The sequence below is a fragment of the Synechococcus sp. MIT S9220 genome, assembly GCF_014304815.1.
In the GTDB taxonomy this organism is placed as follows: Bacteria; Cyanobacteriota; Cyanobacteriia; order PCC-6307; family Cyanobiaceae; genus Synechococcus_C.
On the sequence record NZ_CP047958.1, the window covers coordinates 2,086,053 to 2,103,138 of the forward strand.

Below are 17,086 nucleotides of genomic sequence, written 5' to 3' on the forward strand. Positions count from 1 at the left end.
GGGTAGTATCCAGCACTATGATGCGGTCATCGATTCACCCCTTCCACGCGGCTCATCACCCCAGGACTGCACATCAACGATTCCGCCAGGACTGCCATGCCACGCACAACCAGCCAGGCCCCCAGCACCCGCCAGCCAGCCCCTCGCAACCGAAGGGCTGGCGGCTCGCGTCGATCCCGCCGTGCCGCTGAAAACAGCGATGTACTGGTCTCGGCTGTGATTAGTTCCTATCTGCTCACACACCTGCACCATGTGCTGCAGCGAGCTGAATACGGAGCTGTCCAGGAAGGAAGGATGTCCCAGGCGGCCAACTATGCGCAGCTCCGCAAGGTTCTCTGCATGGATGCGCGCAGCATGGAGGATGCCTCCGCAGCCGGCCTCAAGGAAGCCGATCTCGACCAGGCTGCCTAACAGAGAAGGTCCATGGGCGCTCAGGGCGGGCATGGATAGGGTTGATGGAGATGGTGGTGCGCCATGAGCAACGCTGCAGAGCTCTACGCAAAAATCGAACAGGACCGGGATCTGACACGCGCCTTGTTCAGGCAGGCTCTTCAGAATCCTGACGGGGCCGTTCAGACCATCTGTCAGGTGGGAGAACAGATGAACCTTTCAGTGACCCATGACGAGGTCAAGGCGTTCATCAACAGCCTGGATGACGAACTCAGCAAACAGTGGCTGGTCAAAGCGAGGGGCGGTCTCTGATCAGTTGGCTGGACTGGCTGGGTGAAGCCGGAACAGGCAGACGATCCCTGCTACCACCTCCCCCGGCCCAGCTGAAGAACAACCAGTAACTCACCAGAGCCAGCCCTGCGGCCACTACCAGGGCGGCGACCTGCTCCAGCCTTCGCATCAACGCAGCTTCTCTCTATGAGCACAGTCTGCCCACACCTCGACGCGAGATGATTGAGTTTCTCCGCGTCTTCGCCGGTGCTGCGACTCGAGCACGTCAGCAAGATCTATCCCACAGGGGAAGTGCTTCGGGACGTCACCTGGGAGATCAAACCAGGTGATCGCATTGGCCTTGTGGGTGTCAACGGCGCAGGCAAATCGACTCAGATGCGGTTGATCGCGGGCCATGAAGAGCCGACCAGCGGCTCGGTCGTTCGCCAGGGGGAACCACGCATCGCATTCCTGCAGCAGGAATTCGATGTCGACCCCAATCGCTCAGTGCGGCAGGAACTCTTTCAGGCGTTTGGGGAAGCCGCCACGGTGCTGAACCGCCAGCGCGAAGTCGAGGAGGCAATGGGCTCTGACCAAGCAGCTGAAAATCCCGACCACCTCGATGAGTTGATCCACGAGCTGGGACAACTGCAAAACCGATTCGAAGCCCTGCATGGCTACGAACTGGATGCCCGCATCGACAAGCTGCTGCCCACGATCGGCTTCACGCCAGACAGTGCGGAGTGTCAGGTCGGAGACTATTCGGGTGGCTGGCAGATGCGCATCGCCCTCGGCAAGATTCTTCTTCAGGAACCGGATCTACTGCTGCTCGATGAGCCGACCAACCACCTGGATGTGGAAACAATCCAGTGGCTTGAGGGCTATCTGCAAGAACAAACAGCAGCCCTGGTGGTCATCAGTCACGATCGAACCTTTCTCGATCGCGTCTGCAACCAGATCGTCGCCACCGAAAGGGGAATCTCCAGAAGTTATCTCGGCAATTACACCGCGCATCTGGAACAGAAGCAGCTGGAAAAGGAGGCGACTCAGGCGGCCTTCGACCGTCAGCAGAAGGAGATCGCAACCCAGCAGGCCTACATCGATCGATTCAGAGCCAGTGCCACGCGAAGCACCCAGGCCAAGAGCAGGGAAAAACAGCTCGACAAGGTGGAGCTGGTGGACGCTCCGATCGAAAGCGTTGGCGGACCAAGTTTCCGGTTCCCGGATGCACCCCGGTCCGGCGCCCAAGTCGCTCTGATGGAGAACCTCACCCACAGCTACGGCGACCAAATCCTCTTTCTCGGAGCGGAACTCGAGGTGGAGCGAGGGGATCGCATTGCTTTTGTCGGGCCGAACGGAGCGGGCAAATCCACGCTTCTGCGACTGATCATGGGGATGGAGTCACCGGACGAGGGCTCGGCCCGCCTAGGCGAACACAACGTGATCGCGCGTTATTTCGAACAAAACCAGGCAGAGGCTCTGGACCTGAGCAAAACCGTGATCGACACCATGTTTGAAGCGGTACCGGACTGGACGCAGACCCAGGTGCGCTCGCTGCTGGGCAGCTTTTGCTTCAGCAACGACACCGTCTTTAAAGAGGTCGGCAAGCTCAGCGGTGGCGAGAAGGCACGGCTTGCACTGGCCCTGATGCTGCTGACACCTTGCAATCTCCTGGTGTTGGACGAGCCCACCAACCATCTCGACATCCCAGCCAAGCAGATGCTGGAAGACGCTCTCTGCGCCTACGAGGGAGCGGCACTGCTCGTCTCTCACGATCGGTATTTCATCTCCCGTGTGGCCAATCGCATCGTTGAGCTGCGGGATGGCGAACTCGTGCTTTATCGAGGGGACTACTCCTATTACGTTGAAAAGAAAGCCGAGGAGAAAGAGGCCGCCGAAGCCGCCCTCAGGCAGGCGCAACAGGACGCAAAGAGAAAAGCCAAACGCGAGAAGCAGAAAGAGCGAGACGCGAAACGTAAAAGTGCGGCATGAGTCCAATCCAGCGGCACGCAAGACGAAACTTCACGAACTGTTAGGCAGGAAGACTTATTTCGCTTTACCCGCCCTGAACGTGTGCATAGGCTGACATCACCGATCCCGGCACTCGATGAGAAACGCTGAAATTCAGTCCGCCGGTATCCAAGACATCAAACTGAGCAGCCCCAATCCAGCAGGCGACCATGAGCAGACATGGGATGCCGTGGAAACCTATTTCGAGTGCATCACCACATGCTCCCTAGACGATGGTGAATGCATCACACGCTGCGTTGAGCAACTGAAGGATGCGGATGACGCCTGACCCAGATCAGGGCATCTTCAGAGCACGCATCTCAACGGGCCTCACCGTTACTGGCAGTTGCCTTCCCTGTCGCTGCACGCTGAGGATCAGTGGCTGACCAACACCGCTGCGATCAATGGCTGTCACCACTTCAGCTGGATTACGCACGGCCTGTCCGCCCACTGACACGATGACATCGTTGACCTGAAGGCCGGCCAGAGCTCCTGGTCCACCAGGCATCACCGAGCGGACAACTGCGCCGGGTGGCACGGTCCCGCCAGGCGTTGACGCTGGAATCGTCGACAAACCGATCCCCACCATGGGGTGACTGGCTCGTCCCTGGTTCACCAGCTGCAAGGCGATCGTTTTGGCCCTGTTGATCGGGATCGCGAATCCAAGGCCTGCGCCAGGACCCGAGCGCACCAATGTGTTGATCCCCACGACCTCACCCGCGGAATTGAGCAAAGGGCCACCGGAGTTCCCGGGGTTGATTGCCGCATCGGTCTGAATCAGATCCAGACGTTTGCCCTGGATTCCAAGCTGGGACACGTTCCTGTTGAGGTTGCTCACGATTCCCAGGGTCACGGTGTTCTCAAGCCCGAAAGGATTACCGACAGCGATGGCCCAGTCGCCAACACGCAACCGATCCGAATCGCCAAGCGGAGCGGTTGGCCAGAGACCTCCTCCCTGGAGCTTCACGACCGCGAGATCGGTCACCGAGTCCTGACCCACCACCTGGCCGGACACGCGTCTGCCATCAGGCAATCCCACCATCACCCGATCCGTGTTCTCAACGACATGGGCGTTGGTCAGTACCAGTCCCTGCCCATCGAAGATCACACCACTGCCCTGACCACGTTCGACTCGGGCTCTGGGGGCCACCGAGCCCTGCAAGCCGAAGAATCGCTGAAAGAAGGGATCCATTAACAGTCCATCTGGCAACCCAGATCCACGGGCTGTTCGCACCGTTCGCTGCGTTTCCAGCGTGACCACTGCAGGACCGCTTTTCGCCACGGCCGCTGCCACAAAGGATTGAGCTGCCAGACCCGCTGAAGCTGGAACCTGAGGTGCGGCCACAGCACCCCGCTGCGGTAAGACCAGCCCAACCGGAGCTGCCAACGACAGCCCCATCATCAAAGGCACGACCCTGCGGCGGACACGCGTCACCGGAGCCGGCTTCTTGACAGAAATGGTGGGTGCCACAGCCATGGAGAGGGCAATGAGGAATGTCGAGAAACTGACCTTAATGAGGTCAATCCACTGCGGATAGGGGGGCTCTCCCTTGATTCCATGACCAGATGCAACCAAACAATGCGCCATGAACGAGCACAACTGGGCGAGCAATAGCGATGATGGGGGGCAAGAGAGGGTGTGTCCCAGCTCGACAACCGCCGTCATCCCATGATCAGCAGTCTTTTTCCCCTGATTTACGGATTGGTCTTCCTGGCCTTGCTGTGGCAAGCCTTCCGGGTGATGGGACGCGGATTCAGCGCAGCTGTGCGTTCTCCAGGAACGACTGAAACCCCTTCAGACCGAACGGGCAAAGTGACCATTCACCCGGAACTGCTCGATGGTGATGGCCGATTGACCGAGGAGGACCTACTTACCGTTCGATTCAGTGGTGAAGATGAGGCTGGCGAACCTGGTGTGCGCCCCAATGAATAGGTTAGGTAAGAAAGCTGCGCGGCAGCTCGACTCGGACTCGTAGGGGGAACCTCCTGTTGGATCAAAGAACACGGATCGTTGCCGCGGTGATCAAATCCGTGAAACTCCCTCCCCGCTTTCGACTGCGCCTTCTCAAGGAAGATCCTGTGCGGTTGGAACTCAGCCTGACGCCCGCCTACGGCAAGGATCCAATCCAGGTGGGGCTGGTGGAATCACTCGATCTTGTCGCTCGACGCGACCGCGAAGGGCGAATCCCCAGGGATCTTCAGGGCACCTGGGACTGGACTGTCAGGCATGGCCAGGTCAGCACCGGTGGCTGGAACCCCTACTTAAAAGAAGCCCTGCAGACGATGTTCGAGACAGGACTGCCTGCGATCGTCTACGAGGAACTCACCGGAGAGGATTACCACCCGGTTGATGGGGCTCGCCACGTGCGCTGACCGCCCTCAGGCTGCTGGCACGGTCTCCCTTCGGCAGCTCGTCACGTGTAACGCCGTGCCAACAGATACAGCCAAGCCGGTCAAGATCGGGGTAAAAAACTCTGGACCGGCCTTTAAGGATTTCTTCATGGCCACGCTGAAACATCGCAGCGCACCGCTCATCCGCTTGCTCACTGCAATGGGAGCATTGACCAGCATTTTGCTGCTGGGGATACTCAACTTCGTCAGCTGACGCCGATCGTCGCCCTTGGGTTCCTTTCCCATTGATGGTCTTCTGCCTGAGCTCTGCGCTCGACTCCACAGCTCAGGAACGCTGATCCTTCAGGCACCACCTGGAGCAGGCAAGACCACCCGAGTTCCTCTGGCATTGATGGGAGAACTCGTTGACGCTCCGCGAGCTGAGGGACGCATCCTGCTGATTGAGCCGCGACGACTGGCGGCCAAAGCGGCAGCAACACGACTGGCTGAGTCCATCGGCGAACCAGTGGGCAAACGCGTGGGGTACTCAGTCCGCAACGAACAGCAACGCTCAGACGCCACGACCATCGAAGCCATCACTGACGGGCTGTTCCTGCGGCGTCTTCAGTCACAGCCCGACCTACCTGGGGTGGCAGTTGTGATCTTCGATGAATTCCACGAGCGCCGCCGCGACAGTGACGTGGCCCTTGCACTACTGCGAGAAGCCAGACGCCTGCTGAGGCCGGATCTCAAGCTGCTGCTGATGTCAGCGACCCTCCAGCTCGAGGCGCTGAGTGCTCAATTCGATGCTGCTGACACGCTCACCAGTCAGGGAAAAGCGTTCCCGGTGGAGACACGCCACTGCCCGCCTCGCAACAAAGAGCAGCTTGAAACGCATGTGCTCAGGGCGCTTGAGGAGGAATTGATCGAGCTCGAACAGGGTCGGCACACGGGAGACACTCCCCCTGGGGTGCTCGTCTTTCTCCCCGGTCTGCGTGAGATCGAACGGTGCAGGCAGAAGCTCATGGGAGTGCAGCATCTGCAGAACTGGCAGGTGCTGACACTGCATGGCCAGCTCTCCCTCAAACTTCAGACCGAAATCCTCAGGTCCTGCGACCAGCGCTGGCAGGGACGCATTGTGCTGTCGACATCCATCGCGGAAAGCTCTCTCACCCTGGATGGCATACGCCTTGTGGTGGACGCAGGATTGAATCGCCACACGCGTTTTGATCCAGGCACCGGCATGGAGGGGTTGGTGACCGTGCCAGCCAGCGTTGCCAGCGCGGATCAGAGGCGGGGACGAGCCGGTCGGCAGGGACCCGGACGCTGCGTGCGCCTTTGGTCAGCGGCTGACGAGCAACGCCGACCAGCCCAAGACCCTCCGGAACTGCAACGGGCCGATCCACAACCCACCGTTCTTGACCTGGCGCAGTGGGGTGCTGGTCTGGGAGAAGAGCTCGACTGGCTGGAGCCACCACCAAAACCACTGTTCCAGGAAGGGCAGCAACAGCTAAAGCAGCTAAAACTGCTGACGGATCAGGGGCGGATCACAGCCATTGGCCAACAAGTGGCAGCGTTCGGCATGCACCCAAGGCTGGGGCTGATGTTGATCCAAGCGAGGCGTTGGGGACTTGAAGCACTGGCCTGCGATCTGGCTGCGCTACTGAGTGAACGGGATCTCCCCGGAAGCCGGGATCATGGATGTGACATCGGCCATCGTCTGCAGCGGCTGAGAGACACAGCGCGCTCCAATCGACACGACGGCCTCGGCAGCATGCGCCAGCAGAGCCGGCAGTGGCAAAGACAGCTGCGTGGGATCAAGCCACCAGAGACGCCGTTGGCCTTGAACGACCCAGAGGACCTCGCTGTCGCCCGGCTGATCGCCACGGCATTCCCCGAGTGGCTTGCCCTGGCTCGACCAGAACGACCAGGAGCATTCCTGCTGCGACAGGGTCGTGGCGCTCTACTGCCAACATCAGACCCCTTGTGCAGCGCCGAGGCCCTGGCCATCGCCCGACTTGATCTCAAGGAGCGCGATGCACGCATTCGCCTGGCAGTGCCCATCAGCCGTCGTTATCTCGAAGACATCGCCTCTGAACAGGGGGAGTGGCACGAAAAGGTCGTGTGGAACGACAAACAGCAGGGACTCCGCGCTGAGCGAGTGCTGAACCTTGGTGCGATCGAATTGCAGCGCCAGCAGCTGCCCCGCCCCTCGGCCGATCTGGTGAGCCATGCGTTGCTGCAGCACCTTCGCGACCATGGCCTCAACCCTCTCCCTTGGACTGAACGCTGCGAACAGCTGCGTCGGCGCCTTCAGATCGCCCACATCCACCTGGGAGGGCCATGGCCCAATCGCACACTCCAAGAACTGCAGAGAGCACCTGAGCTCTGGATCAAAGAGGCCAGCCTGAGCTGCAGGAGCTGGCAAGACCTGAACAGCGACGACCTGATCGAAGCGTTGTGGAGTGATCTCAGCTGGGCACAGCGACGGGAACTGGACACCTTGCTTCCCGAGCGGCTGAGGATTCCGAGCGGCAGAGACGCCAGAGTGACTTACGGAGATGACGACGCCGTGCTGTCGGTGAAGCTGCAAGAAATGTTCGGCAGCAGCCAGGGACCGATCCTTCTGAACGGAGCATTGCCGGTGACCCTTGAACTGCTGTCCCCAGCTGGCCGTCCCTTGCAGCGCACCAAGGACCTTGCGGGCTTCTGGGCCGGCAGCTACGACGACGTGCGTCGTGAGATGCGCGGCCGGTACCCGAAACACCCGTGGCCGGAATCACCGATGACAGCTGCTCCCACTAGCAAGTCAAAGAAGTGGTCGTAATGTCGCATTCACGACAGGCAACAAAACTCCATTGTTTGTTACATTGGCTGAAGTCACGGATCACGACCCATGTCTGACAACGCAACCCGCTTCGGCTTCGTCAACTTTGCTGAAACCTGGAATGGCCGCCTGGCCATGATGGGCTTCGTCATCGGCCTGGGTACCGAGCTGCTCACCGGCCAGGGCATCCTGTCCCAGATCGGCCTCGGTTGATCGCGAGATCACCCACTGAAAGCGATAAGCACTCCAAAACCCCTACGGCATGCCGGTGGGGTTTTTCAATGTCTGCCGTCGCTGCGAGAGAGTATGCAGAGTTGTTCTCTGCCCTTGCCCCGTTTCTTCGCCGGCAATCGCCGCGATGGTGCCAGGTTGCTGAGCAGTGCACTGGTGCTTCTGTCGATCGGGCTGACCCAGCTGGACCAGCAATGGGGCCGCATCCTCAGTGTGATCGCTGGTGCTATCTGCATCTACTGGGGTTTCGCCTATCGCCGCCTTGATCGCTAACGCTATCCCCAGCTACTCCGTCAAGGAGCTCAACAGCGCTGTCGGCTCACTGCTCGAGCGTGGTTTCGCCCCCCGTTTTCTGGTCCAGGGCAGTGCATCACGACCCCAGGTCAAAAAGGGACATCTCTGGATGAACCTCACCGATGGGGAGGCCACCATCACGGTGGTCTGCTGGGCCTCACGGTTAAACCAGCTCGATTACGTGCCGGCGGACGGAGACGGCATCACGGTGGTGGGAAAGCTGAATTTCTGGGCGGCACGAGCCAGTCTCGCCGTACAGGCCATCGACATCCGCCCGAGTCTCTCCACCGTGGAGCGACGCTTTGAAGCTGTCAAAGCGCTGCTGGCATCAGAAGGGTTGATTGATCCAGCAGCTCGAAGACAGCTGCCGTTAGTCCCAACTCGAATTGCGCTGTTAACGAGCGTGCCCAGTTCAGCCTTGGCGGACATGCTGAGAACAGCCAGAGAGCGATGGCCACTGGCCGAGCTGCTGATTGTTCCAATCCCAGTTCAGGGCTCCGTCGCTCCACAAATCTGCGCAGCACTGGAGCAACTCAACCAGGTGCAACCTCAGTTGAAGCTGGATGCTCTGGTTCTGGCCAGAGGAGGAGGAAGCCGAGAGGATCTCATGGTGTTCGACGACGAACAGGTCTGTCGTGCCATTGCCTCTTTCTGCTGTCCGGTCGTGACAGGTCTGGGGCACGAAGACGACCTCACCGTGGCCGATCTGGTGGCGGATCACCGAGCTGCCACCCCCACCGCGGCGATCGTCAGCCTCTTTCCGAGTCGAGACTCAGCCTTGCAAACAGTCCGGCAGCAACGTTTGCAGTTGGTTCAACAACAACAATGGCGTTTCAAACGAGAACGAGAGCGGCTGCGGCAGAAGCATCAACTGCTGCAAAGTGTTCAGCCACAAACTGTGCTGCAGCGCAGTCGACTGCAGTTGGATCAACGCCAGCAACTACTGAAGGCCCTCTCACCAGATCGCTGGTTGAGGCGAGGTTTTGCCAAGGTGATGCAGCTCAACGGCACAGTGCTGGAGTCGGTGAGTGAAGCCAAGCCCAATGACGATCTGGTGATTCAGCTTCGAGATGGGCAGATCGGCGTGACTGTCCAATCCGTTCAGGCCAACATTGGATCCCCTTGACCCAGACGAAACCCTCTGAATTGATGCCAACGCCCACTTTTCTCCATGCCGAAAAAATCCCAAACGATCAAGAACGATCCACAGGCGACTTGGCGCAAGCAAGCTGAAGCACTGAACTATGAGGAGGCGCTTCAGGCTCTCGACCTGCTCCTAGCAAGACTTCAGGATGAAGCTCTACCGTTATCCGAACTTCAGAGCAGTTATCAACGAGCAGAGATTTATCTGAATCGATGTGAACAACTCCTCAGCCAAACAGAACAGAATATTCTTCAACTCAATCAAGAAACATTGACCACTGAGACCTTTGAGCAGCGGAATGATGCGTAGTGTTCTGATCTGGAGCTATATGTTTCTGGCCGTGCTGGGTGCCGTCTTGCCCTGGCAAGCCAATCTGGAATTCATGCAGACGGGAACGGGCTCAGGCTTCGATCTCAGTGGCTTCATCAGGGATGCCAATCTGACTGCAGCGTCACGATCCCTCAGCCGCGATCTGATCATCGGCGCCACGGCATTCACCATCTGGATCACCATTGAAGGGCGCCGTTTGCAGGTCAAACGCTGGTGGGTCTCCTTGCTGCTCTGCGTAACCGTGTCGTTTGCCTGCGGTGGACCCTTCTTTCTGCATTTGCGTGAACGCCGTCTTGTGGAGCTTGAAAAAGAGAATCAACCGATCGATCCAATGCCTGAGTGACCAAGCCAACCAGATCCGCCTCAGTTTTCTACATCTTCCGCAGTCACATCAATCGTGACAGAACTGGCAGGGGTTGAATCAACTTCAACCTTCGAGTTAGCAACACTGGAGGTATCGGCTGTTGAAAAAGAAGACCCACAAACAGCACAAACTGGGGTTGCCTGCAACGATGCTGAACCGCAGTTGGGACAAACCTGCATTCGGCTTTGCAACACCTTCCAGCCAATCCAACCCACACCCCCAAGGATCACAGGGAGTGTCAGCAGAACTAAGGCCACTCCGCCAATCACATCGATCAATGCTCTACCGAGAGGCGTCGGCAGCAACAACAAGAGGGCCAGGAGCCAGACCAGAGGAGGCAGTCGACCCATATCAACCAAATCCCGTTGAATGAATGATCTCTATGATCTCTGATTCAGGTCAATCTGGAACGACAGGAAAGAACGGATCACCGCCCTTCTTCATACGCATATTGGCCAGCTCCACACTCCAGCACTGTCCGAAATAAATCACAACGCCAACCATCCAGATCCACAATGTCAACACAAGGACTCCGCCGATAACGCCATAGGCTTGAAATCGAGACCCCAGTGACAAAACACTTCGACTGACAGCAAGATTGAGGATTGTCAGCAAAAACCCGATCAGTAAGGAGCCAGGAATCAATGGCACAAAAGGAACTTTTCGACTTGGAAGCAAGAACTGCAACAACAAAGCCATGCCTGAGAAACCCAGAAAAGGAATCAACAATCGACCAAACTGAAGCACAGGCAAATCAGGAAAAATATCAGTTAGCCAGGGCAAGGAGCGAGCCAGCTCATCAACAAACGCCGCCGGTGCCATTCGCAGATTGACGCTGATTTGATCAACAACGATGAGAAGGCCTATCAAAATCACAACGAAAAAGGCTTCGATTCTCACCCGCACAAAGCGATAAGCCTGAGCTCCAAGCGGCAATACATCAGGCAATGGCTGCAACACATCACGCCATAAACGGTCAGCTCCACGCTGCAATGTCAAATAAACATTGCCAGCAGTGACCAACAAAACGGCTGCACCAAGGAGGCCAGCACCAAATCCCTGGGAAACAAGTTGCTGAAGAGTTTGGCGAATGATCTCAACCGCAGGAGGCGGAAGTACACCGCCGACATAGATCAGAATTTGATCATCAAGGTTCGGCTGCCGTCCCAGAAGCCAGGACGCCAAAGACAATGAAATCAGCAGAATCGGGAAGATTGACTGAAGTGTGTAGTAAGCGAAAGCGGCACTGAGATCAACACAATCAAAAGACGCCCAACGCAGACAAGCCCTCCAAAGAGAGCGGCAAATTTGACGAATCGACAGCATCTCCGCCATGAATTCTGTCAAAGTTATCGATCCAAACTAGCGCGCCAAGGCACAAAAAAAGCCACCCCTCAAGGGTGGCTTTCTTCGCATCACATGCGTGATAGAAATGTTTTACCTGGCATCGAGCTATTTTCTCAGGGGGCTACCCCCCAAATATCGTCGCCGCTGCTGCGTTTCACAACCGAGTTCGAGATGGATCGGAGTGGTTCCACAACGCTATGGACACCAGGATAGAAAACATTCCCAAGGTTGAACCCTGAGAACTGCATAGGACATCACCAACAACTTTCATCGTTGATCATGCGTCTGAATCGAATAAATCATCGCCTCAGGCAAGAACCAAATCATGGTCAAGCCCTCGGTCTATTAGTACTCCTCCGCTGCATCCATTACTGGACTTCGACGTAGAGCCTATCAACGGGTGTTCTTCCCGTGACCTTACTGGGTTACCCCATGGGAATACTCATCTTGAGGTGGGCTTCCCACTTAGATGCTTTCAGCGGTTATCCACTCCGCACATGGCTACCCAGCGTTTACCGTTGGCACGATAACTGGTACACCAGAGGTGCGTTCCTCCCGGTCCTCTCGTACTAGGGAGAAATCCTCTCAATATTCCTACGCATACACCGGATATGGACCGAACTGTCTCACGACGTTCTGAACCCAGCTCGCGTACCGCTTTAATGGGCGAACAGCCCAACCCTTGGGACCGACTTCAGCCCCAGGTTGCGATGAGCCGACATCGAGGTGCCAAACCTCCCCGTCGATGTGAACTCTTGGGGGAGATCAGCCTGTTATCCCTAGAGTAACTTTTATCCGTTGAGCGACGGCCCTTCCACTCAGAACCGTCGGATCACTAAAACCGACTTTCGTCCCTGTTCGACTTGTAGGTCTCACAGTCAAGCTTCCTTCTGCTTTTGCACTCGTCAGCTGATTTCCAACCAGCCTGAGGAAACCTTTGTGCGCCTCCGTTACCTTTTAGGAGGCGACCGCCCCAGTCAAACTGCCCACCTGATACTGTCCGCTCCCCGGATAACGGGTGAACGTTAGAACCCTAGCTCTGAAAGAGTGGTATCTCACCATTGACTCCCTAGTACCCACGAGCACTAGATCAACGTCTCCCACCTATCCTGCGCATTCAGAGCCCGGGCACAATACCAAGCTACAGTAAAGCTTCATAGGGTCTTTCTGTCCGGGTGTATGTAGTCCGCATCTTCACAGACAATTCTATTTCGCCGAGCCTCTCTCCGAGACAGCGCCCTGATCGTTACGCCTTTCGTGCGGGTCGGAACTTACCCGACAAGGAATTTCGCTACCTTAGGACCGTTATAGTTACGGCCGCCGTTCACCGGGGCTTCAGTCGCCAGCTTCGCTTACGCTGACCGGCTTCCTTAACCTTCCGGCACTGGGCAGGCGTCAGCCCCCATACATCGTCTTGCGACTTAGCGGAGACCTGTGTTTTTGGTAAACAGTCGCCAGGGCCTTTTCACTGCGACCACCTTGCGGTGGCACCCCTTCTCCCGAAGTTACGGGGCTAATTTGCCGAGTTCCTTAGAGAGAGTTACCTCGCGCACCTCGGTATTCTCTACCACCCCACCTGTGTCGGTTTCGGGTACTGGCAGTTATGCCTTAACGGGTATAGAGCTTTTCTTGGAAGCATGACATCACCGACTTCGCTGCCGTAGCAGCTCGTACTCACGCCTCAGCTCGGAACGTTTTCGCCGCTCCTCATAGCCTCGAACGCTTGAACCAGTAACCAACGTCTGGCTCGGCTAGCCTTCTCCGTCCCTCTTCCCAAAACATAACCGGTACAGGAATGTTGACCTGTTATCCATCGACTACGCCTTTCGGCCTGACCTTAGGACCAGACTAACCCTCCGCGGACGAGCCTGCCGGAGGAACCCTTAGGGTTTCGGTGCATGGGATTCTCACCCATGTTTTCGCTACTCAAGCCGACATTCTCACTTCCATGCAGTCCACGCCCGCTCACGCTAACGCTTCGCCCCACATAGAACGCTCCCCTACCATAAATCCGCAGCTTCGGTACAACGCTTAGCCCCGTTCATTTTCGGCGCAGGATCGCTCGACCAGTGAGCTATTACGCACTCCTTTGAGGATGGCTGCTTCTAGGCAAACCTCCTGGTTGTCTGGGCAATCCCACCTCCTTTATCACTTAGCGTTGATTTGGGGACCTTAGCTGGCGGTCTGGGCTGTTTCCCTCTCGACCATGGAGCTTATCCCCCACAGTCTGACTGCCTCGCTACACACAGGGTATTCAGAGTTCATCTCGATTTGGTACCGCTCTCGCAGCCCGCACCGAAATGGTGGCTTTACCCCCCTGCTGGAGCACGAGACGCTACGCCTCAACGTATTTCGGGGAGAACCAGCTAGCTCCGGGTTCGATTGGCATTTCACCGCTAACCACAGCTCATCCAGTGACTTTTCAACGTCAGTTGGTTGGGACCTCCACTTGGTATCACCCAAGCTTCATCCTGGCCATGGTTAGATCACCCGGGTTCGGGTCTATAAATACTGACAAACGCCCTATTCAGACTCGCTTTCGCTATGGCTCCACCATTTCCGGTTTAACCCGCCAGTACCTATAAGTCGCCGGCTCATTCTTCAACAGGCACACGGTCACCCGATAAGTCGGGCTCCCATTGCTTGTAAGCTCACGGTTTCATGTTCTATTTCACTCCCCTCCCGGGGTTCTTTTCACCTTTCCCTCGCGGTACTGTTTCGCTATCGGTCACACAGTAGTACTTAGCCTTACGAGGTGGTCCTCGCGGATTCACACGGAATTTCACGTGCTCCGTGCTACTCGGGATACAGCTAGGTCAGTTCAGTTTTCGTGTACGGGGCTTTCACCTTCTTTGGCGTGTCTTTCAAACACTTCCACTAACATCCCTTTTCCACATTGCTGTCCCACAACCCCGATGGTCGAAACCATCGGTTTAGGCTCTTCCCCGTTCGCTCGCCGCTACTCAGGGAGTCGTTTTTACTTTCCTTTCCTCCAGCTACTAAGATGTTTCAGTTCGCTGGGTTGGCTCGTGCCAGCCTATGGATTCAGCTGGCCGTTCTAAGGGTTGCCCCATTCGGAAATTCCCGGATCAAAGCGTGTTTCCAGCTCCCCGAGACTTATCGCAGGTAACCACGTCCTTCATCGCCTCTGTGTGCCAAGGTATCCGCCGTGAGCTCTTTGTAGCTTGACCATTTAATCTCCAAAACGCTTGCTGTCGTTGAAACAGATTCTGAACGATTCATTGCTGAATCAATCATCAAACTCCCAATTGCTCGACACAATTAGAAGAACGTTATGGAGTCTCGGCTCTTGCTCAAGAATTGACATCATCCTAAAAAAGAATGATGCATCCATGAGAGATGCTTTATTCTTACAGACTTTTTCCTATGCAGTTGTCAAGGTTCTGCTAGACATCAAACTGCTTAAACAGTTCGAGCCCAGCATCTTATCAACCAAAAGATCATGATAATTCACGTCATTTCGGAATGACAGGAAGCTGGGGTCATGCCAGCGGACACATCTAAATCACATCACATTCGAGTTCACCTTCCATCATTCAGAAGATGGAGATTGAGTTCGATCAGTGGAGGTTAGGAGACTCGAACTCCTGACATCCTGCTTGCAAAGCAGGCGCTCTACCAACTGAGCTAAACCCCCAACACCGAATGGGCCATCCTGGACTTGAACCAGGGACCTCACCCTTATCAGGGGTGCGCTCTAACCACCTGAGCTAATGGCCCAGGAAGACTCAACCCTTGTGGGATGTGACCTAGACAAAGTTTAGGAACTGAAAATTTCCATCAAGCAATCCATATCTCTATGTATTCTTGACTTCAAAATTGAGGTACCGATCGACCTAAGGTGACAGGATTTCGGCCTAAGAATTAAGTACTCAGACATCAAAATCATTGTTTGTCTCCCTGTTAGGAGGTGATCCAGCCGCACCTTCCGGTACGGCTACCTTGTTACGACTTCACCCCAGTCATCAGCCCCACCTTCGACGTCCTCCTCCACAAGGGTTGGAGTAACGGCTTCGGGCGTGGCCAACTTCCATGGTGTGACGGGCGGTGTGTACAAGGCCCGGGAACGTATTCACCGCAGTATGCTGACCTGCGATTACTAGCGATTCCTCCTTCACGTAGGCGAGTTGCAGCCTACGATCTGAACTGAGCCACGGTTTATGAGATTTGCTTGTCCTCGCGAACTTGCTGCTCTTTGTCCGTAGCATTGTAGTACGTGTGTAGCCCAGGATGTAAGGGGCATGATGACTTGACGTCATCCACACCTTCCTCCGGTTTATCACCGGCGGTCTCTCTAGAGTGCCCAACTAAATGCTGGCAACTAAAGACGTGGGTTGCGCTCGTTGCGGGACTTAACCCAACATCTCACGACACGAGCTGACGACAGCCATGCACCACCTGTCACTGCGTTCCCGAGGGCACTCTCTCGTTTCCAAGAGATTCGCAGGATGTCAAACCCTGGTAAGGTTCTTCGCGTTGCATCGAATTAAACCACATACTCCACCGCTTGTGCGGGCCCCCGTCAATTCCTTTGAGTTTCACACTTGCGTGCGTACTCCCCAGGCGGAACACTTAACGCGTTGGCTACGACACCGAGGGGGTCGATTCCCCCGACACCTAGTGTTCATCGTTTACGGCCAGGACTACAGGGGTATCTAATCCCTTTCGCTCCCCTGGCTTTCGTCCATGAGCGTCAGTTATGGCCCAGCAGAGCGCCTTCGCCACTGGTGTTCTTCCCGATATCTACGCATTTCACCGCTACACCGGGAATTCCCTCTGCCCCTACCACACTCAAGCCCAACAGTTTCCACTGCCATGATGGAGTTAAGCTCCACGTTTTAACAGCAGACTTGAAAGGCCGCCTGCGGACGCTTTACGCCCAATAATTCCGGATAACGCTTGCCACTCCCGTATTACCGCGGCTGCTGGCACGGAATTAGCCGTGGCTTATTCCTCAAGTACCGTCAGATCTTCTTCCTTGAGAAAAGAGGTTTACAGCCCAGAGGCCTTCATCCCTCACGCGGCGTTGCTCCGTCAGGCTTTCGCCCATTGCGGAAAATTCCCCACTGCTGCCTCCCGTAGGAGTCTGGGCCGTGTCTCAGTCCCAGTGTGGCTGATCATCCTCTCAGACCAGCTACTGATCGATGCCTTGGTGAGCTCTTACCTCACCAACTAGCTAATCAGACGCGGGCTCATCCTCAGGCGAAATTCATTTCACCTCTCGGCATATGGGGTATTAGCGGCCGTTTCCAGCCGTTATCCCCCTCCTGAGGGCAGATTCCCACGCGTTACTCACCCGTCCGCCACTAACCCGAAGGTTCGTTCGACTTGCATGTGTTAAGCACGCCGCCAGCGTTCATCCTGAGCCAGGATCAAACTCTCCGTTGTAGATCAAGTCCTCTTAAAGGCTTTCACCTCTTCAACTTGATTTGCTTTACCCACTCATCAGCACTGGCGCACTGATTGCAGTTAAAACCACCTTCCTCTGACAGAAGGGTTCTTAAGAGTGCACTTAGAATCTCTCCCT

General features: G+C 56.4%; 17 protein-coding genes, 2 tRNA genes and 3 rRNA genes. 13 read left to right on the top strand and 9 right to left on the bottom strand.

Annotated features, from left to right (window positions below; genetic code table 11):
* Positions 1-96: 96 nt before the first annotated feature.
* On the top strand, positions 97-411 hold the full coding sequence (locus SynMITS9220_RS11575) for a hypothetical protein (RefSeq protein WP_186989388.1): 315 nt from the start codon (positions 97-99) through the stop codon (positions 409-411).
* 63 nt (positions 412-474) lie between these two features.
* Complete coding sequence (locus SynMITS9220_RS11580) at positions 475-702, top strand: hypothetical protein (protein ID WP_067096700.1); 228 nt, start codon at positions 475-477, stop codon at positions 700-702.
* Here SynMITS9220_RS11580 and SynMITS9220_RS11585 read toward each other — a convergent pair.
* On the bottom strand, positions 680-850 hold the full coding sequence (locus tag SynMITS9220_RS11585; RefSeq protein WP_186989391.1) for a hypothetical protein: 171 nt from the start codon (positions 848-850) through the stop codon (positions 680-682). The two genes, SynMITS9220_RS11580 and SynMITS9220_RS11585, sit on opposite strands and share 23 nt — an antisense overlap.
* Before the next feature lie 77 nt (positions 851-927).
* Between SynMITS9220_RS11585 and SynMITS9220_RS11590 the strand changes: the two genes are divergently transcribed.
* Both SynMITS9220_RS11590 and SynMITS9220_RS11595 read left to right on the top strand, forming a co-directional pair.
* The gene (locus SynMITS9220_RS11590) at positions 928-2,652 is read left to right on the top strand and encodes an ABC-F family ATP-binding cassette domain-containing protein (protein ID WP_186989393.1); all 1,725 of its coding nucleotides are present in this window, start codon (positions 928-930) and stop codon (positions 2,650-2,652) included.
* A gap of 115 nt (positions 2,653-2,767) precedes the next feature.
* Positions 2,768-2,959: a hypothetical protein gene (locus SynMITS9220_RS11595; protein ID WP_186992288.1), complete on the top strand. Its 192-nt coding sequence runs from the start codon at positions 2,768-2,770 to the stop codon at positions 2,957-2,959.
* 6 nt (positions 2,960-2,965) lie between these two features.
* On the opposite strand, the gene SynMITS9220_RS11600 is transcribed toward SynMITS9220_RS11595, so the two are convergent.
* Positions 2,966-4,147 carry a trypsin-like peptidase domain-containing protein gene (locus SynMITS9220_RS11600; RefSeq protein ID WP_186992185.1) on the bottom strand — a complete coding sequence of 394 codons (1,182 nt, stop codon included), beginning with the start codon at positions 4,145-4,147 and terminating at the stop codon, positions 2,966-2,968.
* Positions 4,148-4,339: 192 nt separating this feature from the next.
* On the opposite strand from SynMITS9220_RS11600, the gene SynMITS9220_RS11605 reads away from it, so the two are divergent.
* The 9 genes from SynMITS9220_RS11605 to SynMITS9220_RS11645 all read left to right on the top strand — a co-directional run bounded on the left by SynMITS9220_RS11605 (position 4,340) and on the right by SynMITS9220_RS11645 (position 10,170).
* A complete protein-coding gene (locus SynMITS9220_RS11605) occupies positions 4,340-4,603 on the top strand; it encodes a DUF2973 domain-containing protein (protein WP_067096781.1) in 264 nt (87 codons plus the stop codon).
* A gap of 56 nt (positions 4,604-4,659) precedes the next feature.
* A complete protein-coding gene (locus tag SynMITS9220_RS11610) occupies positions 4,660-5,043 on the top strand; it encodes a hypothetical protein (protein WP_066911878.1) in 384 nt (127 codons plus the stop codon).
* A gap of 55 nt (positions 5,044-5,098) precedes the next feature.
* Positions 5,099-5,275 carry a hypothetical protein gene (locus SynMITS9220_RS11615; RefSeq protein WP_186992290.1) on the top strand — a complete coding sequence of 59 codons (177 nt, stop codon included), beginning with the start codon at positions 5,099-5,101 and terminating at the stop codon, positions 5,273-5,275.
* 15 nt (positions 5,276-5,290) lie between these two features.
* Positions 5,291-7,828 (top strand): ATP-dependent helicase HrpB, encoded by a 2,538-nt coding sequence (gene hrpB / locus SynMITS9220_RS11620; RefSeq protein WP_186989395.1) that lies wholly within the window; start codon positions 5,291-5,293, stop codon positions 7,826-7,828.
* Positions 7,829-7,897: 69 nt separating this feature from the next.
* Positions 7,898-8,041: a chlorophyll a/b-binding protein gene (locus tag SynMITS9220_RS11625; RefSeq protein ID WP_186989397.1), complete on the top strand. Its 144-nt coding sequence runs from the start codon at positions 7,898-7,900 to the stop codon at positions 8,039-8,041.
* A 114-nt stretch (positions 8,042-8,155) separates the two neighbouring features.
* Entirely contained in the window at positions 8,156-8,332 is a 177-nt protein-coding gene (locus SynMITS9220_RS11630; RefSeq protein ID WP_369818458.1) for a hypothetical protein, read from the top strand.
* Complete coding sequence (xseA, locus tag SynMITS9220_RS11635; protein WP_186989398.1) at positions 8,322-9,479, top strand: exodeoxyribonuclease VII large subunit; 1,158 nt, start codon at positions 8,322-8,324, stop codon at positions 9,477-9,479. The genes SynMITS9220_RS11630 and xseA overlap by 11 nt, the downstream gene beginning before the upstream one ends.
* 45 nt (positions 9,480-9,524) lie before the next feature.
* Entirely contained in the window at positions 9,525-9,806 is a 282-nt protein-coding gene (gene xseB / locus SynMITS9220_RS11640; RefSeq protein WP_186989401.1) for an exodeoxyribonuclease VII small subunit, read from the top strand.
* Positions 9,799-10,170, top strand: a complete 372-nt coding sequence (locus tag SynMITS9220_RS11645; RefSeq protein ID WP_186992187.1) for a DUF2834 domain-containing protein — start codon at positions 9,799-9,801, stop codon at positions 10,168-10,170. The genes xseB and SynMITS9220_RS11645 overlap by 8 nt, the downstream gene beginning before the upstream one ends.
* A gap of 20 nt (positions 10,171-10,190) precedes the next feature.
* Here SynMITS9220_RS11645 and SynMITS9220_RS11650 read toward each other — a convergent pair whose 3' ends face one another.
* From SynMITS9220_RS11650 to SynMITS9220_RS11680, 7 genes are all read right to left on the bottom strand, one after another.
* Entirely contained in the window at positions 10,191-10,541 is a 351-nt protein-coding gene (locus SynMITS9220_RS11650) for a hypothetical protein (RefSeq protein WP_186989403.1), read from the bottom strand.
* Between the two features lie 49 nt (positions 10,542-10,590).
* Positions 10,591-11,526, bottom strand: a complete 936-nt coding sequence (locus SynMITS9220_RS11655) for a YihY/virulence factor BrkB family protein (protein ID WP_186989405.1) — start codon at positions 11,524-11,526, stop codon at positions 10,591-10,593.
* Between the two features lie 104 nt (positions 11,527-11,630).
* A 5S ribosomal RNA gene (rrf, locus tag SynMITS9220_RS11660) occupies positions 11,631-11,747 on the bottom strand.
* Between the two features lie 116 nt (positions 11,748-11,863).
* Positions 11,864-14,729: ribosomal RNA gene (locus tag SynMITS9220_RS11665) — 23S ribosomal RNA — on the bottom strand.
* 394 nt (positions 14,730-15,123) lie between these two features.
* Positions 15,124-15,196, bottom strand: a tRNA-Ala gene (locus tag SynMITS9220_RS11670).
* 9 nt (positions 15,197-15,205) lie between these two features.
* Positions 15,206-15,279: transfer RNA gene (locus SynMITS9220_RS11675), tRNA-Ile, on the bottom strand.
* Between the two features lie 183 nt (positions 15,280-15,462).
* A 16S ribosomal RNA gene (locus tag SynMITS9220_RS11680) occupies positions 15,463-16,947 on the bottom strand.
* Together the 16S, 23S and 5S rRNA genes with 2 tRNA genes alongside form the textbook arrangement of a ribosomal RNA operon.
* Between the last annotated feature and the right edge of the window lie 139 nt (positions 16,948-17,086).